The organism is Actinoplanes sp. TFC3, from assembly GCF_001553785.1.
In the GTDB taxonomy this organism is placed as follows: Bacteria; Actinomycetota; Actinomycetes; order Mycobacteriales; family Micromonosporaceae; genus Actinoplanes.
In genome coordinates, this window is record NZ_LOJP01000001.1 from 4,843,890 (window position 1) to 4,867,253 (window position 23,364).

Sequence of the window (23,364 nt, forward strand, 5' to 3'; positions counted from 1 at the left end):
GGGTCTGGCTGCCGGGGGCCGACACGTCGATGAGCTTGACGGCGGTGGAGAACCTGGCGGACGCCTGCGTGGCCGCGTTGACCTGGCCGGGGGGCGTCTACAACATCGCCGACAGCGGGCCTTACTCGCGTGATGACGTGGTGGGGCGGGCTTTGGACGTACCGGTGATGCATGTTCCGGTGGCTTTGTTCCGGGCCCTTCCGACGGTGACGCGGTATGCCGCTGATCAGCTCAGCGACGCGATGGTGCTGGACATCGGCAAGGCCATCGGGCTGGGGTATCGGCCGGTGCGGACCTTCGACGACTACTTGGTCTGCACAACCGGGGAGCGGTAAAGGGTGCCGGCGTGGGTGCCGTCACCGCTGCGCCGCTCGACGACGGCGTCCAGGGAGAGGACGTAGTTGGTCTTGCGGTCCAGCCCGGAAATCGTTGCCGTCATGGTGCCGCAGCCGGCGCCGGGCTTGATTTCCTTCCAGCCGACGTCGCGCTGCTTACCGGTCTTGAGGTCCTGGCTGATCGCGGTCAGGCGGTATCCGACCAGGTTGTAGCCGCCCACGTTGTACCAGGTCACGGTCGCGCTGGTGGGGCCCGCGCTGACCGACAGCGACTTGATCTGGGAGAAGTGCACGGTGTCGGGGGCGCACGTCGGGCTCGGGGTGGGCCGGGTCCCGCCGCCGGTGATCGGCAGGAAGCCGGTCGCGGTGGGGAACGGGTACGGCGGCACCCCGCTGGTGACCGTCGGCGTGGGCGTGGCACTGCCCCGGGCAACGACCTGCCACGGGTTGGCCGCGCCGGCCTGACCGGCGGCACCGTTCGCACCCGGCCCCGGGGTCGCCGCCGAGCCGGTCAGCATGCTGCAGCCGGTGAGCAGCAGCAGCGGTGCGATCAGTAGCAGCAGCCAGCGCCGGTGGTGCCTCAACGTCGCCTCCCGCGGCGGTCGGTGGATCCCGGTCGTTACCCGGGACCCATCGTCCGGCGGTGCCGGCACCTTAGGCAGCGCTGTACTGCGCCTGGGTGCGCCTTGCCAGGTCTTTGGTTGCAGCCGAGTTCACCCACGAGCCGAGGATCACCGCGGCCCCGGGCACCACCTTGGCGAACATGCGCTTGGCCGCGCGTACCCCGGCCATCTGCGCGAGCTTGACGCCCAGCTTGACCATCACGCCCGACAGCGGCTTGCCGGTGGAGTCGGCGAAGAGCCGGTTGGCGCGCTCGCGGCCCGCGGCCACGCCCAGCGCCACCCGCGCAGTCTCGGCGATCTTGTGCACTTTTTGCAGAACGAGCAGGTCGGTCGCGCGTTCCGGATCGACCGGGTCGATGCCGTACGCCGCCGCGATGTGCAGCACCATGCGGGACTGGGTCCAGGCGAGCACCCCCACGTCGACGACCGCGCCGGGCAGACCGGCGGCGCCGGACACCGCGCCGGACAGCCGGGCGTGGCTGGTGAAGCGGCGCACAGCCTGCTGCGCGAGCGCATCGGCGGTGGTGCCGGGGTCCTCTTCGCGGGCGTGTTCGGCCCAGGACCGGGCTTCCGGGCCGAGCCGGCGGACGGCTTCGAGGGCAAGGTGTTCGGGGGCGTACTGCGGGTCGGCCTTCATCCGCGCCCAGAGGGAGCCGGGCGGGCCGGTTTCGTCGTGTGCTGCTGCTTCTTTCACCAGATCGCTCCGAGAGGGGGGTGGAGAGGTCGGCAAGGAGTACCCATTGTGCCTTGCAGATGCACGTGCACGGGAGGGTGGTGACCGAAAGTACTTTCCGCAGCCGAGCCGTGACGCGGTGGGTACGGGCATTCCCTCATGCCGCCCGTACCGCTACCGATGGTCAAACCGACAGGGAAACCAACTGCGGGAAGGGCCGGCATGATGGCAGGCGAGGAACGGCAGGTACAGCGGCTGCGGCCCAGCCCTGCGCTGCTCGCCACCGGGGGCACCGTGCTGGTGTCCATCATGCTGTACTCGGTCAACTACTTCGGCTTCCCTACCGGCGTGTTCCTGCTCTGGGCGCCGGCTCTAGCCGCCACCCTGCTCGGGGCGTGGAGCTGCTTCACAACTTCGACCACCGCGGGGCTGTCGCCCATCACCGCCCGCGTGTGGCGCAGCCTGGGCGTCGTCTGCGGCCTGCTGGTGTTCGGCGTGCTGGGCGACGCCCGGTATTACACCGTGCACCCCGGCGCGCTCGATCAGCAGCACGACCTGCCGACCACGGTGGTCTACGCGCTGGCCATCCTGGTGCTGCTCTGGGCGCTGCTTCGCCTGCCGATGGGTCAGCGCGATCAGCAGGACCGGGTGCTCGTCCGCTTCGCGCTCGACGCCGCCACCGTTGCCGTCACGCTCAGCATCTTCGCCTGGTACGTGATCACCCGGGTGGTGAACACGTGGCAGAGCGGGCCGACCGCGATCGTGCCGATGCTCACGCTCAGCGCGCTCGGGCTGATCGGCTCGCTGGCCTTCGTCAAGGTGGCGATGAGCGACTTCGGCGCGCTCGACCGGATCGCGCTGCGCTGGCTGGCGCTGGCCGCCGCGGTCGGTGCGGCCGGAGGCGGGCTGCTGCCGCTGCTCATCCCGGTGCACCCCGGTGTCAGCGGTTCGATGATGTTCATCCCGGCCACCCTGTTGTGCGTCGAGTTCGCCGCGGACCGCCAGCGCCGGGCCGCGGGCGTACGGCACCTGGTCCGCCAGCACCGCTCGTTCAGCGTGGTGCCGTACCTTGCCGTGGCCGCCACCGACGCGCTGCTCATCGTGGTCGGCCGCGCCGCCGGTCAGCTGGTGCTGACAGTGTCGCTGTCCGCCGTGGTGCTCACCGCGCTCGTGGTGATCCGCCAGGTCAACGCGCTGCGCGACAACGGGCTGCTGCTGCGCCGGGTGCATGCCAACCAGCTGGAGCTCACCCACCGGGCCAGCCACGACGATCTCACCGAACTGGCGAACCGGGCGCTGTTCGAGCAGGAGTCGCGCGCCGCGCTGGCCGAACCGGACTCCACGCTCAGCGTGGCGATGATCGACCTGGACGACTTCAAGGCCATCAACGACCGGCTGGGCCACGCGGTCGGCGACGCCTTGCTGGTGGTGGTGGCCGAGCGGCTGCGCGAGGCGGTACGAGCCGACGACGTGGTTGCCCGCTTCGGCGGCGACGAGTTCGGGTTGCTGCTGCGTGGCCTGCGCGCCGATGAGGCCACCGAGGTGCTGGACCGCATCGCCGAGGCGCTGACCCGCCCGGTGCACGCGCTCGGCTTCGACCTGCTGGTCAAGGCCAGCATCGGGCTCGCCGAGGCGTGGCCCGCGGCCGGCTTCCAGGAGCTGCTGCGCCGCGCCGACCTGGCCATGTACGCCGCCAAGGAGCGGGGTAAGGGCCGTTACGCGGTGTACGACGACAAGCTCGAACAGGACCAGGCGGCCGACGCCCAACTCGGCGCGGAGCTGCGCCAGGCGATGAACAACGGTGACCTGACGCTGGTCTACCAGCCCATCGTGGCCCTGCCCACCGGCGAGTGGACCTCGCTGGAGACGCTGATCCGCTGGAAGCACCCGGAGCGCGGCTTCGTCAGCCCGGACGTGTTCATCCCGATCGCCGAGCGCACCGGGCTGATCGTCCCGCTGGGTGACTGGATCCTGCGTACCGCGCTGCGCCAGGCCGCCCAGTGGCAGGCCGACTACGGCACCGCGGCCCCGGCCGAGATCGGCGTCAACGTCTCGGCCCGCCAGTTGCGCGAGCCCGGGTTCGCCGCGGAGGTTCGCGCGGCGCTGGCCGACTCCGGGCTGGACCCGGAACGGCTGGTCGTCGAGGTCACCGAGACCGCGGTGTTCGACGGCGGCATCGCCGTGGAGACGCTGCGCGACCTGGTGGCCCTCGGGGTCAAGGTGGCGCTGGACGACTTCGGCACCGGGCACTCCTCGCTCGGGCTGCTGCGCACCTGCCCGGCGGACACGCTCAAGGTCGACAAGTCGTTCGTCGACGGCATCGGCGGGCGTTCCGAGGAGGCGGTGATCGCAACTGCGATGATCCAGATCACCAACGGTCTGCACCTGCAGGCCATCGCCGAGGGCGTGGAGACCGCGGAGCAGGCCGAGACGCTGTACCGGTTGGGCTACCGCTTCGCTCAGGGCTACCACTTCGACAGGCCGCTGTCCCCGGAACAGGTCACCGAGCGCCTGGCCGGCGCGCGCACCGTGGCCGTCTGAGTCGCGAACTCCCGGATTTGACCTCAGCACGCCCCTCCGGCGACCGATAGTGGGGAAGGGACACGCCTGTCCCGTTCGCCTACCTCCGAGGTCGCCCCGATGCCTTCCGCCGCCGCGAAGTCTGCCGTTGCCCGCCGCTCCCGTGGCGCCCGACGTCCGAACCCGGGCCGGCGGTGGATCGAGGACCGCTCCCTCAACACCAAGATCATGGCGATCGTCGCCGCGCTGACGATCGTCGCGGCGGTGGTGGGCGTGGTCGCCGTGCTCCGGATGGCGAATCTGAACAACGCCGTCGAGAAGTTGTACCGGAGCAGCTTCATCGCGGAGCAGCAGCTCAACAAGATCATCGCGGATGTGGGCACCATGCACGCGCTGGTGCTGACCTACGGCCAGTCCCCCTCGCCCGACGTACGCGCGCAGATCAAGGCGCTCGACACGGCGATCGAGGCGGACAACTCGGCGTACCGGGCCACCACGGCCAATCCGGTGTTGATGGACCAGACGATCTACCTGTGGGGCAAGTACAAGACGGCGCGCGACACCTACCTGACCGCAGCCGACGCGGGCGACCCCGCGGCCACCCTCGCCGCCCGTGACACCCTGGTGCAGCCGGCGATCACCCGCGCCAAGTACGACCTCGACCAGCTCACCGCCGCGGAAGCGGCCAACGCCCAGCAAGGCCTGGCCGACGCGGCGTCCACCTACCGCACGGCCCGCAACACGGTGATCATCGTGCTGATCGCCGGCCTGCTGCTGGCGACGGCGCTGGGCCTGGTCATCGCGCGCGGCATCGTCAGCCGGGTCAAGGCGGTCTCCACCGGCATCGACCGGATCGCCGAGGGCGACCTCACCCAGCAACTGAACATGACCTCGAAGGACGAGGTGGGCCGGATGGCCGGTCAGCTCGACCGGGCCACGTCCACGCTGCGCGGCACGATCTCGCGGATCACCGGCAGCAGCACCACGCTGGCCGGCTCGGCCCAGGAGATGACCCGGGTCAGCGACCGGATCGCCAACGACGCCGAGCAGACCAGCTCGCGGGCCGGGCTGGTGTCGGCGGCGGCGAGCACGGTCAGCAGCAACGTGGACACCGTGGCCGCGGCCAGCGAGCAGATGACCGCCTCCATCCGCGAGATCGCCACCAGCGCCGCCGACGCCGCCGGAGTCGCCCGCGGCGCCGTCGAAGTCGCCCAATCCGCCAACAACACCGTCGCCAAACTCGGCGTCTCCTCCGCCGAAGTCGGCAACATCGTCAAAGTCATCACCTCCATCGCCGAACAAACCAACCTGCTCGCCCTCAACGCCACCATCGAAGCCGCCCGCGCCGGCGAAGCCGGCAAAGGCTTCGCCGTAGTCGCCTCCGAAGTCAAAGACCTCGCCCAGGAAACCGCCAAGGCCACCGAAGAAATCTCCAGCCGCATCCAGGCCATCCAAACCGACACCACCGCCGCCGTCGACGCCATCGGCCAGATCGCCGAGGTCATCGAACGCATCAACGCCTACTCCGACACCATCGCCTCCGCCGTCGAAGAACAAACCGCCACCACCAGCGAGATCGGCCGCAGCGTGTCCGAAGCGGCCGGCGGATCGACCGAGATCGCCCGTACGATCACCGATGTCGCCGACGCCGCGCTGAGCACCAACGACGGGGTGAACGAGTCACGCCGCACCGCCTCCGAGCTGTCCCGGCTGGCCGAGGAACTGCAGTCGCTGGTGTCCCAGTTCAAGGTCTGAGCCGGTCGTACGCAAAGATCATCGGTGTTCGGAATTTCCCCGGACGGCCGGTTGTTGGACCGACAATGCCCGGGACGTCGCGGGCATCGTTACGAGGAGGTCCGCAGCGTGCTCGACCCACAGGGGCTTTACGAGGTGGCCGACGACCTGCCTGAGCTGGGCGGCGTGGTGCTCGTCCAGGCACTCACCGGGTTCGTCGACGCGGGAAGCGCGATCCAGCTCTCCCGCGACCACCTGCTGGAGCACTTCGAGAACCAGGTAGTGGCGACCTTCGACCTGGACCAACTGCTCGACTACCGCTCCCGCCGCCCACCGATGATCTTCGTCGAGGACCACTGGGAGAGCTACGAGCAGCCCACCCTCGCGCTGCATCTGGTCAAGGATCTCACCGGTACGCAGTTCCTGCTGCTGGCCGGCCCGGAACCCGACCTGCAGTGGGAGCGGTTCATCAAGGCCGTCCGCGCGCTGATCGAGAGGTTCGGGGTCAGCGTGACCGTCGGCCTCAACGCCATCCCGATGGCGGTGCCGCACACCCGCCCGGTCAGCGTCACCGCCCACGCCACCGAGCAGCGCCTGCTCGGCGAGCACGAGTCCTGGCTGCAGCGCGTCCAGGTACCGGCCAGCGTCGGCGGTCTGCTGGAGTTCCGACTCGGCGAGGCCGGTCACGACGCCATGGGCTACGCCGCGCACGTCCCGCACTACCTGGCGCAGACCACCTATCCGGCCGCGGCCGAGCTGCTGATCGAGTCGGTGGCCAACACGACAGGGCTGGTGCTGCCCACCGCGGCCCTGCACGAGGCGGCCGATGAGGTACGCGAGGAAGTCGACAAGCAGGTGGCCGACGACGAGCAGGCGACCCGGCTGGTGACCTCGCTGGAAGCCCAGTACGACGCGTTCCTGCGCGGGCGCGAGGGCAACCTGCTCGCCGACCAGGCCAGCGACCTGCCCAGCGCCGACGAGCTCGGCGCCGAACTCGAGCGCTTCCTGGCCGAGCAGAGCAAGGACAGCGACTAAGGTCTGTCCGCATGGATCTCGATGCGGCGATCACCTTCATCGGTACGCACGCGCGTCTGCTGGAGCGGCGACGGCTCGACTCCTCCCCGGAGGGGGCCGTTGCCGCCCTGGACGCCTATCGCAACCCCGATGGCGGGTACGGCTGGGGCCTGGAACCCGACTGCCGGACGACCACCAGCCAGCCCGTGGCCGCCATGCACGCTCTTGAGGTGCTGGCCTCGCTGCCCGCGCTGCACAGTTCACGGGCGACCGAGATCTGTGATTGGCTCGCCCGGCACAGCCGGCCCGACGGTGGCGTGCCGTTCGGGCTGCCGTACGCCGACACCGCCGGCAGCGCGGGACACTGGGTGAACGCCGACCCCACCACGTCGTCGCTGCAGATGACCGCCCAGCTCGCGGCACAGGCCCACCGCATCCCCGCGGTCCGCGAGCACCCGTGGCTGGCCGGGGCGACGGCCTACTGCCTGACCGCGATCGAGGGGCTGGACGAGACTGCCCACGCGTACGAGCTGATGTTCGTGATGCGTTTCCTCGACGCCGTGGCCGAACGGTCGTCGCAAGCCGCGACGCTGCTGACGCGGGTCGCCGGGCTGGTCAACACCGACGGGCCCACCCCGGTGACCGGCGGCGCGCAGGGCGAGGAGCTGCACCCGCTCGACTTCTCACCCCGCCCGGACGCGCCATCGCGCAAGCTGCTGTCCCCCTCGGCGATCAAGGCGGACGTGGCCCGGCTGGCCGCGCAGCAGCAGGACGACGGCGGCTGGACCGTTGACTACCCGATCTTCAGCCCGGCGGCGGCGCTGGAGTGGCGCGGCTACGCCACGCTGCAGAACCTCCTGATCCTGCAGGCGGCCTGACGGTTAAGGGAAGCAGTAGGAATCCGAGGATGCGTCGCCGCCCTGCAGCCGGACCTGGTGCACGCGCAAGCCGCGGAAGTCGTCGCCGTGCGGGAAGAAGCGCTCGTCCAAGGTCATGCCGCCCGACTCGGTGTTGACGTCTATCCTGGCCAGCCAGGCGCCCACGCCGTCGGGGTAGAACTGGTCGTCCCAGGATCCGTACAGCGAGTTGGTGACGTACACGCGGCGGCCGTCGCGGGAGACCTCCACCATCTGCGGGCCACCGGCCACGCCTTTCGTGCGCCGGGTGATGCCGCCGAGATGGATCGAGCCGGTTTCCACCGGGTGGAACGGGTCGGTGACGTCGAACTGCTTGAGCTCGCCCGTACCCCAGCACGACACGTACAGGAAGCGGTCGTCCACTGACAGGTCGATGTCGGTGACCAGCGGCGGCACCGCGCCGAACGGCTGCAGCGCCGGGGGCAGATCAGCGGCGTCGGCGGGTTCGGCCGGGATGTCGATGACCTTGGTGACGGCGAACCCGGCGCCGTCGCGGTGCCACACCCACACCGACGCGGAGAGGTCTTCGACGCTGGTGACGACGCCGAGGAAGCCGTACTCCTTGCGGGGATCGTGGGCCGGGCGCAGCTCCAGCGCCATCTGGTACTGGTCACCGAGGTCGACGGTCTGCACCAGGGTGCGCTTGGCCAGGTCCCAGAAGTGCAGGCGGTGCCCGTACTCGCGGCCCAGCAGCAGCTCCGGGTTCAGCCCGTCCTCGATCATCGACGGGGTGCCCCATTCCGAGGAGACCAGCACGTCGCGGGTGAGGTGCCACCAGAAGTCGTACGCCAGATATTGATCTCCGCGGTCCCGTTCCCACGCCCCGCGCACCTGGAAGGTCGTGTGATCCAGCACGGCAATGCCACCTGGCCCGTCCGAGTCGCCCCCGCCCAGCGCCGAGACGTAGATGCCGTCGGGTCCGCAGTGGATCGTATGCGGGCGCGAGTAACCCGCCTTGCCGGCCAGCTCCTCGGCCGGGATCTCCTTGACCACCACCGGGTGGCGCGGGTCGTCCTTGGTGTCCAGCACGTAGATGCGCGAGGAGCGCAGGCCCGGCACGATCAGGTAGCGGCGTTCCACGTGCGGGTGCGGCGAGGTGGGGCAGAGCGCGCTGCTGCAGGCGTTCCATCCGAAATGGTGCAGCTCATCGCCGAGGTGCGGCAGGTCGGTCCATCCAACGACCGTGCCGTACGACGGGGAGCCGGGATCGGTGTCCACCACCGCGATGGCGTCGGGGCGGGTGGCGGAGCGATCGAAGGCCGCGACATAGACCAGCTTTTCGGGCGGCGCGGTGACAGCGTCGCGCGGCGAGGCATAGAACGTCGGGTCAGGAGTCCACCGGGCCATGTGGTCATCATGGCCGGTAGACAGCGATTGTCAACGCGCCCGCCAGCACGAGCACCGCGGCCCAGAGCCGGTCGATGTTGAACCAGGCCCGGCGCAAGATACTCAAGCCCACGAATTGGTACGCGACAAAGGCGCACAATCCCATCACGGCGAGCATGGCTGCCGTGTGGACACCCGCCGCGAGCAGTCCGGTCAGCGCCCCGCCCGCCGCCACGGCGCCGGGCATCGCATGACCCATCGGGGTGGCGACCGGCGCGGTCATGAGCACCGGCAGCAGCATCAGCCCGGCCCCGTGCGCCGACGACATGAGAAACGACCAGCCGGCCAGCTGCGCCGGTGACAGCCGCATCCCGGCCCAGCGGAAGTGGCGTTCGGACAGCAACCGCCACAGTCCGAAAGCGACCAGCACCACGCCGCCCGCGATCGCCAGGATGCTGCCGGTCACGGCGGACCGGGTCGCCGACACCACAGCGGCCACGATGGCCACCGAGGCCAGATGCCCGGCGGCGATCGGCGGCAGCGCCGCGAACGTGTGCCGGCGGCTGCCCTCCTGCAGGCCCCGCGCCACCGCGAACAGCCAGCCCATGGCCGGGTTCAGTCCGTGGAACGCGCCCAGCCCGGCGAGCGCGGCGAGCTGTCCCCCGGTCATGCCCGCCATCTTCACACGAAAGGGTCAGCGCGCGTCCAGCGGCAACTTGACCACCACCGTCGTGCCTGGACCCTCATGGTCCACCAGCTCCACTGTGCCGTGATGGCGCTGCACCACGGCCCGGCTCAGCGTCAGGCCCAGCCCGGTGCCCGGGATCGCCCGGTCGCGGGCGCGGCTGGTGCGGTACAGGCCGGTGAACATCTTCTCCCGCTCATCGGGTGAGACGCCGATGCCAGTGTCCGAGACGGCCAGCTCGGCCACCCGGCCCGCGGTGCGCAGGGTGACAGTGACGTGCCCGCCGTCCGGGCTGTACTTGACCGCGTTGCCGAGCAGGTTGTCGACCACCTGGCGCAGGCGCTTGCCGTCGCCGGGCAGGATCAGCTCGCCCGGCACGTTGACGTCCACGGTGATCGGCTCCCCGGCCACCGCCTCCCGGGTGCGCGCGACCGCTTCGCGCACCACGGCCGCCAGGTCGAGCGGCGCGAGCTGCACGTTGGCGTGCCCGGCGTCGAGGGCGGAGAGCTCCAGCAGCTCGGTGATGATGTACCGCAGCTGGTTGGTGTTGCGCTCGATGACCTCGAGCAACGCCGGCCCCTCGGTGGACAGCGTCTCGGCGTCGGCCTCGCGCAGCAGCTGGGTGTAGGCGGCAATCGAGGTCAGCGGGGTGCGCAGCTCGTGCCCGATCAGCCCGAGGTATTCGTTCTTGGTGCGCGCGAGCTGGCGTTGCAGGTCCTCCACGAGCCGCCGCTCGACGAACTGCCCGATGTGCGCGGCGATGCCCGACATCAGGGCGAGCAGCTCGTCGTCGGGGCCCTCGGCGCTGCCGGCGAACACGGTCAGCACGCCGAAAGCTTCGAGCCCGTGCCGTACCGGGATGGCCAGAGCCGCATGCAGTTGCGACTCGGCGGCTGTCTCGGCCGAGATCAGGCTCTGCGGGCGGCCCACGTCGCGGATCCACAGCGGCTTGCCGGCCTGCCAGGCGCGACCGGCCAGGCCCACGCCGTACGGCAGCTCGGCCGGCACCTCGATGTCGGACTCCCAGCCGGGGGCACTCCACTGCGCGGCCGAGCGGATCGCCTCACCGGCATCGTCGACCAGCCACAACTCGGCGTGCGTCCACCCCAAGGTGCGCACGATGGCCTCCAGCACCTTGGGACCGGCGGCCTCGATGCCCGGCGCGTCGGCCAGCGCGGTGATCACGCTGAGCTCGCAGGTCCGGAACCGCTCGGCCCGCTTGCGCCGGGTGACGTCCTGCACGGCCTGGACGGCCCCGAGGGTGCGCCCGTCCGGCCCGATGATGGGCTGCGCGTCGATCACGTAGTGCCTGGCCGGGCGTTCCCGCTCGTGCACCACCACCTCGTCGCCGCGCAGCCGCTCGCCGCGCAGGGCCCGCAGCAGCGAGACGTCCTTGTGGTCCATCGGCTGGCCCTGCGCGTCGGTCAGCCCGGCTGCGGCGGCGCTCTCGTCCAGCGCCCGCGGCCGCCAGGCGTCGCCCCACAGCTCGTGCATCCGGGCGTTGACCAGCACCACCCGGCCGTGGGCGTCGCAGGCGGTGACCCCGTCGTGCAGGCTGTCGAGCACCGCGTCGAGGAAGCGCCGCTGCCGGTCGATCTCGTGGCGGGTCAGCTGCTCGGTGATCAGCAGCGTGCCCACCTGGGCGGCCTCGCCGAGCGCGGCGATGTCGTCGGCGGACCAGTGCCGGGCCTGGGCATCCACCGCGCAGCACACGCCCAGGATCCGGCCGCTCTCGTCGCGGATGGGCTGACCCAGAAACGCGCCGGGCCGCCGGTTGGCCCCCTTGCGCAGGAAGGAGCCGGTCGAGCGGTCGGCCGCCAGGTCTTCGATGATCACGGTATGGCCGCGGGTGACCACGAGGCCGAACAGGCTGTCGGCGACCGGGATCTCGGAGAGCTGCTCGCGGGGCGACTCGAGCCCGTAGCCGCCGTAGAAGCGCAGCCGGTCGCCCTCCAGGAAATGCACCAGCCCGCAGCTGGCCCCCACCGACCGGGCGATGAGCGCGGCCAGGTGGTCAGCTGCGCCGCTGGTGAGCGCGTGCTGCTTGTCCTCGACGCGTGGTCGTTCGAGGTCAAGATCGCTAGGTGGCATGCTCCGACCTCCGCCTCCCAGGGTAGAGGCAGGAAACCGATAAAACCGGCAAATCTCCCTTATCGCCGCCGGTAGATCAGATCGGCGATCACCCGCCCGGCCCGTACCCCCCGCTGTTCGAACTTGGTCACCGGGCGGTGATCCGGCCGCGGGGCGAATCCGTCGAAGGCGTTGACGAGCCCGGGATCGGCGTTCAGCGTCTCCGCCATCGCCTCGGCGTAGTGCGGCCAGTCGGTGGCGGTGTGCAGCGTCCCGCCCGGATGCAGCCGTTCGCGCAGCAAGGCCACGTGAGCAGGCTGGATCAGGCGCCGCTTGTGGTGGCGGGCCTTGGGCCACGGGTCGGGGAAGAAGGCGTGCACCGCGTCCAGGCCACCCTCGGGGAGGCGGCGGACCAACTCCATCGCGTCCCCGTGGGCCACCCGCAGGTTGGTCAGCCCGCGCTCACCGGCCAGCGCCAGCAGGTTGCCGATGCCCGGCGTGTGCACCTCGACCCCGAGATAGTTGCGCTGCGGGTCGGCGGCGGCCATCACCGCCGTGGACTCCCCCATGCCGAACCCGATCTCCAGCACCACCGGCGCCCGCCGTCCGAACAACTCGACCAGGTCGAGCGGCCGGCGATCCCCATCCTCGATCGTGATCCCCAGGCTGGGCCACAGGTCGGCGAAGGCGTCGGCATGCCGGTTGCTCATCCGCCCGCGCCGGGGATGGAAGGTGCGTACGGGTCTCATCGTTGACTCACTCATCGTGGCGCCAACGATAGGCGCGCTACTTCTTGGGCTGAACCGCCGGCTGCGACCCCTGGTGGAACGGGGTCCGCGCGCCGGTCGCGGTGTTGACCACCAGAACCCACGAGCCACCCTTGTACGTCCCGGTCACCACGGCACTCTTGCTGTCCACGTACGCCAGCTCGCGGTCCTGAGCCGCACCCAGGTCGCGCTTGGAGCCGGTGACGGTGTCGTACTCCACCACGTGCACCGGCTGATCGGTCGTCTCGGTCTCGCCGCGCTGGTACGCCGTCCAGGCCAGCTTCGCGCCGTCACCGCGCCAGCCGGGAACCACCGCGAACCCGTCCTGCAGGCTGCCACCGCCGTACGCGGCCACGGTCTTCTCGCCACCGGTGGCCACGGTGCCCACGGTCAAGCAGGCGTCGTAGATCGACTCGCAGTCGCCGCCACGGAACGCCACCTTCGTACCGTCGGGCGACCAGGCCACCGCGTCGTCGAAGCGCAGCCGCTCGCTCAACGAGCCGGTAGCGGCCGCGCGGGCCTCGGGCTCCTGCGGCAGTTCCTCACCGCGGCAGTAGCTGGGGAAGAGAGCCTCGGGAACGGCGTTGGCAGCGGTAGCCGAGATCGTGAAGACACCCGGCCCGCCCGAGCAGGACGCCGAAGCGAACGCCAGCGACTTGCCGTCCGGCGACCAGGAGGGCCCACTGGCCGCGCGGGTGGTGATGCGGTGCTTGGCGCTGCCGTCGGCCTTCATGGTCCAGAGCTGCCCGCCCTTGAGCGCGGCCAGCGTCTTGCCGTCCGGCGACCAACGCGGCCGGGCCCAGCTGCCGCCGGTGGCGACAAGGGTCTCCGTGGTGCCCTTGCTGACGTACACATCCCCGCCGCGCACGTAGGCGACCAAGCTGCCCACGCTCGGCACCGAAGCCGCCTGAGCCGGAACAACCCCGGCCCCCGCCCCGGCAACGCCCGCAACCGCAACCGCAATCCGCACCGCAACCCGCATTTTCCACGCCCCCCGACGCGCCGCACTTTCGCCTACACCGCAAGCATCGTCGCAACCGCCCTGCACCTAAGAACTTCCCACGCCGAAACCCAATCAATTCCAAACCAAAAGGACGATCCACCCTCACCCGGTACGTCCACAGCGCACCCCCGCCGACCGAGTCACCGGCCGGCGGGGGCTGCAGCCGGGTCAGGCGGCGGTAGTGGTGGTCCACATGCTGGAGAAGGCGGCGGCCTCCCCGGCCAGCCAGCGCTCGATGTCGGCCGTCTTCGCAGCGGGGTCGCGGCGGTAGGTGACGCCCCGGCGGACGTCGACCAGCACCGCCTCGGCGCTGGGCAGGATCTGATCCATGTGCCGGGTCATCAGGTGCAGGGTGGCGGTGATGACCTCGGGAGTCGGGGGCTGCTCGTCGAAGTGCAGCCGGACGGCCTCGCGGCGGTTGCCGGCGTACCGGATGCCGAAGTGGGGGTTGATCTTCACGGCCAGCGGGCCGACCGTGGCGATGGCTTCGCGGGTCTGGGCCAGGCCGACCTCGTCGGGGGCGCCGAGGGACGTGAGGTACGTGAGGGCGCCGGCGCTCACGGCTTCGTACAGCGGCTTCCAGCGGTCCTTCACCAGGGCGGTCACGCCTTCGAGGTAGCTGCCGCCGGTGCGGAACGCGATGTCGGCCTTGAGAGCCTTGACGAGTTGGCTGTGCGGGTTGAAGCCGGTGCGGCGTTCCCGCTGGCGGCGCAGCCCACCGACGAACGTGGCCTTGGCGGGGCCGGTGCGGGCTACGTAGCGGGTGAAGCCGAGCATGGTGGCGTACGGCGGAATCGCAGGAGCAGGATTGGACATAACGGGCGTGGTCACGTTGATCTCCCCGCAGGTCAGGAGCCCTTTTCGTACACACATTCTAATCGATGGGTACGACATTCCCAACCGCCTGGGACCGCCGGCCCGCACCTGCTACGACGCGGTGAAGGGCGAGGGTCCGGCCGAAGACCGGCCGAAGACCGGCGGGAGGCTGGCGGGAGGCTGGCGGGAGGCGCCCACCCGGTAGATCATCGACGGATGCCTCTGATCCGGTGCGACTTCTATTCCGAAGCCCTTGAGCTGGGCACTGCCATGACCGTTGTGCTGCCGAACCCGTCTCCCCAGCCGCCGCCCGTGCTGTACCTGCTGCACGGGCTCACCGATGATCACACCGCCTGGACGCGCTACACCTCGATCGAGCGCTATGCCGCCGACAAGGGCCTCGCGGTCGTGATGCCGCAGGTGCACCGCAGTTTCTACGCCGACGAGCGGTACGGCCTGAAGTTCTGGACCTTCCTGTCCGAGGAGCTTCCAGCCACCGTGCAGGCGTTCTTCAACGTCTCCACCCGGCGCGAGGACACCTTCGTCGCCGGGTTGTCGATGGGCGCGTACGGTGCCTTCAAATGGGCCCTGCGCCAGCCGGAACGCTTCGCCGCCGCGGCCGGGCTGTCCGGAGCCCTGGACGTCGCCTGGCTCTACGAGCACGACAAGCGCCCGCACATCGTCGAGCTGATGGCCCGCGTGTACGGCGACCGCTCCCCGGAAGGCACCGGCGACGACCTGCTGCACCTGCTCAGCGACACCACAGCGCAGGACCTGCCGGAGCTGCTGCTGCGCTGCGGCACCGAGGACCATACGCTGCACCAGAACCAGAACTTCGTCGCGGCCTGCGAGCGCAACGGCATCGCGATCGACGCGAAGTACAGCCCCGGCGCCCACGAGTGGGGTTATTGGGACCGGGAGATCCGGAGCGTGCTGGACTGGCTTGCGCCGGCCTCACATCTGCAGCGCTGAGGCCATCCGCGCCTGCTCCTCGAGCACCTCGTTCATCCGGGCCTGCACGGCGTCCATCTGCCCGATCGTGTCACTGGTGGTGAGAATGCCACTGGAGACCGTACGCGCAGAATTCTGAATACCGTTGATCTGCTCCGACACGCGCTGGGTGGCCTCAGCGGTCTCGCGCGCCAGGTCCTTGACCTCGCCGGCGACCACGGCGAACCCGCGGCCGACCTCGCCCGCCCGCGCCGCCTCGATGGTGGCGTTCAGGGCGAGCAGGTTGGTCTGGTCGGCGATCGACGAGATGATCTTGATGACGTCGCCGATCGCAGTGGACGCCTGGCCCAGCGCCTCGACTTCCTGCGTCATCTCCGAGGCCCGCGCGACCGCCTCCTGCGCCACCCGCGTCGCGTCGTCGCTGGCCGCCCGCAACCGCGAAACAGTGTCGAGCAAGCTGCGGGAATTCTCCGTCGCGGTTTCGTTTCCCCGTACGATGTCAAGCCGCTGGGACACCAACTGCTGGACGTTGCGCAGCGCGGAGGCCCGGGAATCGGACAGCTCGATGAACTCGGTGGTGAAGAAGTCCATCGTGCCGATGATCCGGCCATGGCTGATCAGCGGGAAGCACACACCCGAGCGCACCCCCGCCCGCTGCGCCGCGGGAGCCCGCACGCAGTCGGTCAGCTCGCCGATGTCGCGCACAAACACCAGGTCCTTGGCCCGCCACGCGCGCCCGGACAGGCCCACGCCCTCGGCGAACGTCGCCGCCAGCGTGACCTTGCGGAACTCGTCGCCCGCCGAACCCGACTCGACCTTGAAGCGCAGCACGTTGTCGCGCTCGTCGACCTCCCAGAACGAGCCGTACGCCCATCCGAACGCGGTGCGTACCGAGTCGAGCGCGACCCGTAGCGCCGAGGTCGAGTCGCGGGCCTCGCCCAGCGCGGTCACCACGCCGGTCACGGCGAGCCGGTCGTCGGCGACCTGGCGCAGCTCGGCGGCGGCCAGCGCGGTGAAGCGGGCCTGCTCGGCGATGCGCGCGATCGACGCCCACTTCTCGCTGCGCGGACCTTCGAGATACAGCGGTACGGCGGAGAAGTACTCCAGCACCGCGATGACCGCGCCATCGCGCAGCACCGGCGTGATCACGGCAGCCTGCATGCCGCTGCGGGCTGCGGCTTGGCAGCGCTGGCAGTCGTCGCAGCGGGTCATGTCGTCGACGTACACCGGCTGCTTGGTGCGCACCGCCCGCCCGACCAGGCCCGCATCGGCCGGCACCGGCTTGCCGTGGATCACGGCCTGCATCTCGCGGGTCAGCGTGCCGGTTTCGTAGGCAACCGCCATCTCGCCGTTGCGGGTGGGCAACCACACCGCGCCGTAGCTGAAGTTGTGCGAGCTCACCGTGCTGTCGACGGTGATCTGCCACGCCGTCTGCTCGTCCTGGGCGTTGCCCAGGTCGACGATCAGCTTCTCGAGGCTCTCGACATCGCGAGGAATCGCCCGTTCGGCGTCGTTCCTGCTCTCCGCCGCTCGCGACCGGAATGAGACCACCGCGGAACTCCTGTCACTCGTTACGCGCTAGGTTCCCCCCATCATGGGACAGCCCGGGCGTTGCGGACTGGAGAATGCCGGATCCCACAGCGCTCGGCCCTCAACCCGCAGCCGATGGAACCGATCTGAAGCGCTGACAGCCAGGACATCAGCCCGGGGGATCGGAGATGAGCATGACGCGGATTTTTGTGGCCCTGCTCGTCACCGTGCTCACGCTGCTGACGGGGGCACGCCCGGGTGCCGCGGTGGCGAAGTCCGTGCCGGCGCCGCAGACCGGCACCCCCGCCGACGGTACGACCGACGACCCGCAGTACGACCCGTGGGACGAGAGCGCCGCGATCGAGGACATCAACCCGCACGTCGGTGGCTATATCGCGAACACCGAGCGCTACCTGGCCACCCCGGGCACCGCGCACGCCGACTCCATCCCGGCGTCGGTGGACCTGCGCTCCTACGCCCCGGCCGTCGGCGACCAGGGCTCGGTCGGGCAGTGCGTGGCGTGGACCATCTCCCGCAACCTCATGGGTTACTACGCGAACCGCACGAACAAGGTCGATTCGCCGTACGCCCCCTTGTTCCTCTATCTGCGTAACGTCGTCGCCGGCGGCGCCCCCTCCCGGGGCCTCAACCCGGACACCGTGCTCGCCAACGTGCAGGCCAACGGCGTGGACAGCCAGGACGACTACTTCCAGGGCACCAGCAACTACAAGGTGGCCCCGACCTCGGCGCAGATCGCGAACGCCGGCAACTACAAGATCAGCGGCTGGACCCGGCTGTGGAGCGGGGCCAACCAGGGCCAGAACGCGCAGACGGTGATCGAGCAGGCGCTGGCCAACAACACCCCGGTGGCCCTCGGCTTCCCGGTGTACCAGGACTTCATGGACCTGGGCGCGCACAGCCTCTACACCACCACCAGCGGCACCAGCCTCGGCGGGCACATGGTCACCGCGTTCGGCTACGACGACGACGGGGTCTACCTGCGCAATCAGTGGGGCACCGGCTGGGGCAACAACGGCGATGCCCACGTGTCCTGGGGCTTCATCGAGACGGTGGTGAACGGCGCGTACACGATTTCCGGCATCACCGCGCCGGCGTCCCCGATCACCGTGACCCCGAGTGTCACCGCGCTGTCGACCAGCAAGGGCTCGGCCGGCACCTCAGTCACCCTCACCGGAGCGGGCCTGACCAGGGCGACCGGCGTGAAGTTCGGCGGCACCACCGCCACGTTCTCCAAGACCGTCGCCAACGGCGTCACCCGGCTGGTGGCCACGGCCCCGGCGCACGCGGCCGGCCCGGCCGACGTCACCGTCACGAACGCGGCCGGCACCAGCGACACCAGCGGCACGGCCGACGACTTCACCTTCACCCAGCCGCCGCCGGTGCTCAGCGCGATCACGCCGGGCACCACCAGCCAGGACGGCGGCGCCACCATCACGCTGACCGGCACCAACCTGCTCGGCACCAGCACCGTCAAGGTCGGTACGAGCACCGTCGCGCCGGGTACCGTGACCGGCACCAGCGTCACGTTCGTCGCCCCGGCGCACGCCAGCGGCAACGTCCCGGTGTCGGTGACCACGCCGGGCGGCACGAGCGCATACCGCTACCTGTCGTACGTGGCGGGCAGCGTCCCGACGCTCACCGCACTGACCCCGGGCACGGGTGCCTCCACCACGACCACCACCGTCGTGGTCACCGGCACCAACCTGAGCAACATCCGCTCGGTCAAGCTGGGCACCACGACGCTGAGCTACACCGTGGTCAGCACCACCCAGCTCAAGGTGTTCGTCAAGGCGCGCCCGGCCGGGACCGCGTCCATGGTGGTCACGACCGCCGCGGGCACCAGCAACCCGCTGCCGTACACCGCCGTCAAGCCGGCCAAGCCGGTGATCGGGTCGCTGAGCCCGGCCGCCGGGCTGACCACGGCCAGCACCGCGGTCACCGTGACCGGCACCGGGTTCACCGCCGCCACCCGCGTCTCGATCGGCGGGCGGGCGGTGTCGTTCACCCGGGTGTCGGACACCCAGCTGCGCTTCACCGCGGCCAAGCACCGAGCGGGCAAGGTCGCCGTCGTGGTGGTCGGCCCGGGCGGTACGAGCACGGGCAAGACCTTCACGTACGCCGCCACGGTCCCGGCGAGCCTGACGTCGCTGAGCCCGCAGCACCGGTAGCACCACGAAGATGACAGTCACCCTGGTCCGCCACCCGGCCGGTGCAGTCACCAGCACCGCCTCGTCGGCCGGGGGCCTTGATTTCACCTACGTCAAGTAGCGCGGTTGCGGGTCAGCGGCAGGAAAACCTCGTCGACGATCTCGATGAGCACCTGGTCCGGTACCGAGGGCACGCCGCGGGTCACGAATTCGTTGCGCAGCAGCACGATGGGCACGGTGGCGGCCCGGGGGTGCAGGGATTGCGGGCCGGCCTCCCAGATCCTGGACGAGCAGGGCGTGGACAGTGCGTTCGTGTTCGCCTTCGCGCTGCACGGCTTCCGGCACCGGGAAACCGGGGACGATCTGGACCTGGCCAGCTACGGCATCGTCAAGGTGTTCGAAGACCCGGCCAGGGCGTGGGAGCCGAAAGCGGCATACCACGCCCTGGGAGAGATCTATCGGTGAGAGCGCACCACGCCGGCCGCACCCCCGCCGCGGCGCACCGGTTCGGCGGTCGCGATCAGGCCGCCGTGCCGGGTGAACTCGATGGCGGTGGCCGCGCCCAGCTCGGCGACGTCGGGGCCGAAGGTGTGACCCAGCGCTTCCAGGCCCGGGCCGTACTGCTGGTGGAACGCGGGCTCGGCCTGGATGCCGGCGGTGTTGCGCTGCGAGGCGCGCGGGGCCGCCATCGCCTGCGGCAGGGTCATGCCCAGGTCGACCCGGTTGATCAGCACCTGCAGGACCGTGGTGATGATGGTGGCGCCGCCGGGTGAGCCGAGCGCCAGGAACGGCTTGCCGTGCTTGAGCACGATGGTCGGGGCCATCGAGCTGCGGGGCCGCTTGTTCGGGCCGGGCAGGTTGGGGTCGCTCGCCGGGGCCTGGGTGTTGGTGAAGTTGAAGTCGGTCATCTCGTTGTTGAGCAGGAAGCCGCGACCGGGCACGACCATGGCGTTGCCGCCGGTCTGCTCGATGGTCAGGGTGTACTCCACGACGTTGCCCCAGCGGTCGGTCGCGGTCAGGTTGGTCGTGCTCTGCCCCAGCTCAACCGGGCCGCCGACGCTGGCCGGGGTGCAGCCCTGGGCGTTCAGGTCGCCCGGCGGGACCGGCTTCTTCAGCGCGTGCGCCGGGTCGATCTGGCAGGCGCGCTGGCTCGCCCAGCTATCGCTCAAGAGCTTCTTCACGACCGCCTGCGAGGTGTACGCCCCCACATAGCGGTTACGGTCGGCGAACGACAACGCGGTGCTCTCGGCGTACCGATGCAAGGCTTGGATCTTCGAGGTCCTGGCCAGGTTGGTCTTCTCGAGGATGTTGAGCGCCTCGCCCACCGTGGTGCCACCGCTGGAGGGCGCCGACATGCCATAAACGGTCAGCCCGCGATAGTCCGACGTGGTCGGCGCGGGGAAGTTGACCTTGTACTTGGCCAGGTCGGAGCGGCTCAGCGTGCCCGGCCGGATCGGGTACGCCCAGGTGCCGATGGGCTGCCCGGCCACCGGCGGGTGCTGCACCGTGCGCACCACGTCGGCTCCGACCTGTCCCTTGTAGAAGACGTCGGTGCCGCGGCGGGCGATCAACCGGTAGGTGTCGGCCAGGTCGGGGTTGCGCAGCGTGCTGCCGACCGCCGGCGGCTGACCGCCGGGCAGATAGAGGTCGCTGGTGGACTCGAACTGCCCGAACGCGGCGGCGTTGTCGGCGACCTGCTGGCGGAACGTGGCGTCAACGGTGAAGCCCTTGTCGGCGACCTTGGCGGCCGGCTGCAACAGGCTGCTCAGCGAGCGCGTGCCCCACTTGCGGGTGGCTGCCTCCCAGGTCGCCAGCGTGCCCGGGGTGCCGGTGGACAGGCCGCTGACCCGGGCCTCGGGGAAGTCGTACGGCTGGTGGTCCGCCGGGTCGACGAAGATGTCCTCGGTCATCGTGGCCGGGCCGGACTCGCGGCCGTCGATCGTGCTGACGGTTGCGCGCCGGGCGTCGTAGTACACGAAGAAGCCGCCGCCACCGATGCCCGCCGAGAACGGCTCGGTGACGCCGAGCGCGGCAGCCGTGGCCACTGCGGCGTCGACCGCGTTACCGCCGCGGCGCAGCACCTCGAGGCCGACGGCCGTGGCGGTGGAATCGACCGAGGTCACCGCGCCGCCGTAGCCCACCGCGGTGGCGCCGATCTTCGGGTTCGCAGGGCTCGCGGCAATTGCCGCGTTGGGCAGTGCTGCCGCGGTGAGCAGCGTCAACGAGGCAGTGGTGGCTAGCGCACTCGACAAGCGCATCGGGCCTCCGGGGAGAGAAGACGGACAGTCATTCTCTGCCTACAGGTGATGACCGTCTGGCACAACCGGAGCGGCCCAGGTTGCGTACATCGAGGCGTAACGTCCACCCTGGGCCACCAGCTCCTCGTGGGTACCGGACTCCAGGATGCCGCGCTCATCGACGACGATGATCCGATCGGCGCGCATCGCTGTGGACAGCCGGTGCGCGACGAGGATCGCCGTACGGCCGTCGAGCAGGTGATCCAAGGCCGCCTCGACCCGCAGCTCGCTGTTGAGGTCCAGGCTGGACGTGGCCTCGTCGAGCACCACCACCCGCGGTTCGGCCAGGAAGGCGCGGGCCAGCGCGAGCAGTTGCCGCTCCCCCGACGACACCGACTGGCCGCGCTCGTGCAGCGGGGTCAGCAGCCCCTCAGGCGAGCGTTCGACCAGCTCGCGCAGGCCGACCGCGTCGATGGCCGCCCACACCTCGGCGTCGGAGGCCTCCGGGCGGGCGAAGGCGATGTTGTCGCGCAGCGTGCCGGCGAACAGGAACGGCTCCTGCGGCACCACCCCGATCTGGCGCCGCAGCGAGGCCAGGGTGACCTCGCGCAGGTCGTGGCCGTCGATGAGGATCCGCCCGCCGGTCGGGTCGTAGAGCCGGGTGACCAGCTTGGCCAGCGTGGACTTGCCCGCCCCGGTGGGCCCGACGCAAGCCACCGTCTCACCCGGGGCGATGCGCAGGGTGACGTGTTCGAGCACCGGTCGATCGGGCAGGTAGCCGAAGGACAGGTCGTCGAGCACGATCTCGCCGCGGACCGGGGGCAGGGTGGTGGCCCCCGGGTTCGAGCGCACCGACGGCACGGTCCCCAGCAGACCGTTGATCTTCCCGATCGCCGCGTGGGCCTGCTGGTACTGCGTGTAGATCTGCACGAGCTGCTGCACCGGCTGGAAGAACGCGTTGAGGTAGAGCACGAACGCGGTGAGCTCGCCGATACTCAGCTCACCGCGCAGCACCATCCGCCCGCCTGCGAACAGCAGCGCGGCCATGCCGAGCAGGCCGATGGCCGAGGAGCCGGGGCCGTACACCGCATTGATCCGCCCGGTGTGATCGTTGGCGTCGCGGTAGCCGCCGACCACGTCGCGGTGCGCGATGATGTTGCGTTCCTGGCGGTTGTGCGCGGTGACCACCCGCACGCCGTTGAGGCTTTCGGACAGGTCGGCGAACATCGCCGCGATCGCGTCACGCTGGCGGTTGTAGCCCTTGTCGGCGGCCCGGCGGAACCACAGCGACAACACCGTCAGCGGCGGTACGACCAGCAGCAACGTGATCAACGCAAGCTCGGCGTTGTAGTGGAACAGCACAGCCGTCACCACGATCATGGTCAGCGCCTGGATGCCGAACTGGGCGAAACTGTCGGACAGCAGGCTCTGCAGCGCCTCCACATCGGAGGTCATCCGGGTCATCGTGACGCCGGCCTTCTCGCGGGTGTAGTAGTCCAGCGACATGCGTTGCAGATGCGCGAAGATGCGGATCCGCAGGTCCCGGGTGGCCGACGCGGCAAGCCGGCCGCTCTGGCGCATGCGGGCGCTGGTGGCCACCCCGGTGAGCAGCACCGCGGCCACGAACGCGACGGTCGCGCCGATCAGCACCGGCAGGTTGCGCCCGGTGATGCCGTGGTCGATGCCGATCTGCACGAGCAGCGGCCCGGCCTGCAGCAGCAGCGTCTCCACCAGCACCGCCACGGTCGCCGCGACCAGCAGCCGCGGGCGCCCGCCGAGCAGCCGGGTGATCGTGACCGGGCCGCCCTGATCGGCCACCGGGTCGAACGGGGTGTGCGGGTCGCCGTGCTCGGGCTCGCGGGCCTCCAGCTTGGCCACGCCCTCGGCCAGGTCCTCCGGGATGCCGGCGAACGGCAGGCCGTTGCCCTTGCGCCCGGCCGCACCGACCGAGGAGTGGCCACCGGCGTTGAAGCCGCCGAAGCCCCCACCGAACAT

General features: G+C 70.4%; 18 protein-coding genes and 1 pseudogene. 8 read left to right on the top strand and 11 right to left on the bottom strand.

Annotated features, from left to right (window positions below; all coding sequences use genetic code 11):
• Positions 1–335: pseudogene (locus TFC3_RS38185) on the top strand (NAD(P)-dependent oxidoreductase); the annotation flags it as partial.
• On the opposite strand, the gene TFC3_RS21920 reads toward TFC3_RS38185, so the two are convergent.
• Positions 305–919 (bottom strand): fibronectin type III domain-containing protein, encoded by a 615-nt coding sequence (locus TFC3_RS21920; protein ID WP_067503064.1) that lies wholly within the window; start codon positions 917–919, stop codon positions 305–307. The pseudogene TFC3_RS38185 and the gene TFC3_RS21920 sit on opposite strands and share 31 nt — an antisense overlap.
• Positions 920–989: 70 nt before the next feature.
• Positions 990–1,595 (bottom strand): EcsC family protein, encoded by a 606-nt coding sequence (locus TFC3_RS21925; RefSeq protein WP_236718432.1) that lies wholly within the window; start codon positions 1,593–1,595, stop codon positions 990–992.
• 258 nt (positions 1,596–1,853) lie between these two features.
• Here TFC3_RS21925 and TFC3_RS21930 point away from each other — a divergent pair, with 258 nt between their 5' ends.
• From TFC3_RS21930 to TFC3_RS21945, 4 genes are all read left to right on the top strand, one after another.
• Positions 1,854–4,172 (top strand): bifunctional diguanylate cyclase/phosphodiesterase, encoded by a 2,319-nt coding sequence (locus tag TFC3_RS21930; RefSeq protein ID WP_161952655.1) that lies wholly within the window; start codon positions 1,854–1,856, stop codon positions 4,170–4,172.
• 99 nt (positions 4,173–4,271) lie between these two features.
• A complete protein-coding gene (locus TFC3_RS21935; protein ID WP_082772218.1) occupies positions 4,272–5,906 on the top strand; it encodes a methyl-accepting chemotaxis protein in 1,635 nt (544 codons plus the stop codon).
• 108 nt (positions 5,907–6,014) lie between these two features.
• On the top strand, positions 6,015–6,920 hold the full coding sequence (locus TFC3_RS21940) for a proteasome assembly chaperone family protein (RefSeq protein ID WP_067503067.1): 906 nt from the start codon (positions 6,015–6,017) through the stop codon (positions 6,918–6,920).
• 11 nt (positions 6,921–6,931) lie between these two features.
• Complete coding sequence (locus TFC3_RS21945; RefSeq protein ID WP_067503070.1) at positions 6,932–7,777, top strand: hypothetical protein; 846 nt, start codon at positions 6,932–6,934, stop codon at positions 7,775–7,777.
• A gap of 3 nt (positions 7,778–7,780) precedes the next feature.
• Here the strand turns inward: TFC3_RS21945 and TFC3_RS21950 are convergent, their stop codons facing one another.
• The 6 genes from TFC3_RS21950 to TFC3_RS21975 all read right to left on the bottom strand — a co-directional run bounded on the left by TFC3_RS21950 (position 7,781) and on the right by TFC3_RS21975 (position 14,483).
• The gene (locus TFC3_RS21950) at positions 7,781–9,163 is read right to left on the bottom strand and encodes a selenium-binding protein SBP56-related protein (protein ID WP_067503073.1); all 1,383 of its coding nucleotides are present in this window, start codon (positions 9,161–9,163) and stop codon (positions 7,781–7,783) included.
• Positions 9,164–9,170: 7 nt separating this feature from the next.
• Positions 9,171–9,812, bottom strand: coding sequence for a hypothetical protein (locus tag TFC3_RS21955; RefSeq protein WP_067507234.1), 642 nt, complete (start codon positions 9,810–9,812; stop codon positions 9,171–9,173).
• A gap of 24 nt (positions 9,813–9,836) precedes the next feature.
• Positions 9,837–11,918 carry an ATP-binding protein gene (locus TFC3_RS21960; protein ID WP_067503079.1) on the bottom strand — a complete coding sequence of 694 codons (2,082 nt, stop codon included), beginning with the start codon at positions 11,916–11,918 and terminating at the stop codon, positions 9,837–9,839.
• 59 nt (positions 11,919–11,977) lie between these two features.
• Positions 11,978–12,646: a tRNA (guanosine(46)-N7)-methyltransferase TrmB gene (gene trmB / locus TFC3_RS21965; protein WP_236718248.1), complete on the bottom strand. Its 669-nt coding sequence runs from the start codon at positions 12,644–12,646 to the stop codon at positions 11,978–11,980.
• A gap of 37 nt (positions 12,647–12,683) precedes the next feature.
• Positions 12,684–13,646, bottom strand: coding sequence for a PD40 domain-containing protein (locus TFC3_RS21970; RefSeq protein WP_067503086.1), 963 nt, complete (start codon positions 13,644–13,646; stop codon positions 12,684–12,686).
• Positions 13,647–13,835: 189 nt separating this feature from the next.
• On the bottom strand, positions 13,836–14,483 hold the full coding sequence (locus TFC3_RS21975; RefSeq protein ID WP_067503089.1) for a hypothetical protein: 648 nt from the start codon (positions 14,481–14,483) through the stop codon (positions 13,836–13,838).
• 216 nt (positions 14,484–14,699) lie between these two features.
• Between TFC3_RS21975 and TFC3_RS21980 the strand changes: the two genes are divergently transcribed.
• A complete protein-coding gene (locus TFC3_RS21980) occupies positions 14,700–15,455 on the top strand; it encodes an alpha/beta hydrolase family protein (protein ID WP_067503092.1) in 756 nt (251 codons plus the stop codon).
• Here TFC3_RS21980 and TFC3_RS21985 read toward each other — a convergent pair.
• Complete coding sequence (locus tag TFC3_RS21985) at positions 15,438–16,985, bottom strand: methyl-accepting chemotaxis protein (RefSeq protein WP_067503094.1); 1,548 nt, start codon at positions 16,983–16,985, stop codon at positions 15,438–15,440. The two genes, TFC3_RS21980 and TFC3_RS21985, sit on opposite strands and share 18 nt — an antisense overlap.
• A 173-nt stretch (positions 16,986–17,158) precedes the next feature.
• Between TFC3_RS21985 and TFC3_RS21990 the strand changes: the two genes are divergently transcribed.
• Positions 17,159–19,153 (top strand): IPT/TIG domain-containing protein, encoded by a 1,995-nt coding sequence (locus TFC3_RS21990; protein ID WP_161952656.1) that lies wholly within the window; start codon positions 17,159–17,161, stop codon positions 19,151–19,153.
• Between the two features lie 216 nt (positions 19,154–19,369).
• Positions 19,370–19,597: a hypothetical protein gene (locus TFC3_RS21995; protein WP_201787196.1), complete on the top strand. Its 228-nt coding sequence runs from the start codon at positions 19,370–19,372 to the stop codon at positions 19,595–19,597.
• On the opposite strand, the gene ggt is transcribed toward TFC3_RS21995, so the two are convergent.
• Both ggt and TFC3_RS22005 read right to left on the bottom strand, forming a co-directional pair.
• Complete coding sequence (ggt, locus tag TFC3_RS22000; RefSeq protein WP_067503102.1) at positions 19,588–21,390, bottom strand: gamma-glutamyltransferase; 1,803 nt, start codon at positions 21,388–21,390, stop codon at positions 19,588–19,590. The genes TFC3_RS21995 and ggt overlap by 10 nt on opposite strands.
• A 39-nt stretch (positions 21,391–21,429) precedes the next feature.
• Entirely contained in the window at positions 21,430–23,364 is a 1,935-nt protein-coding gene (locus TFC3_RS22005) for an ABC transporter ATP-binding protein (protein WP_236718433.1), read from the bottom strand.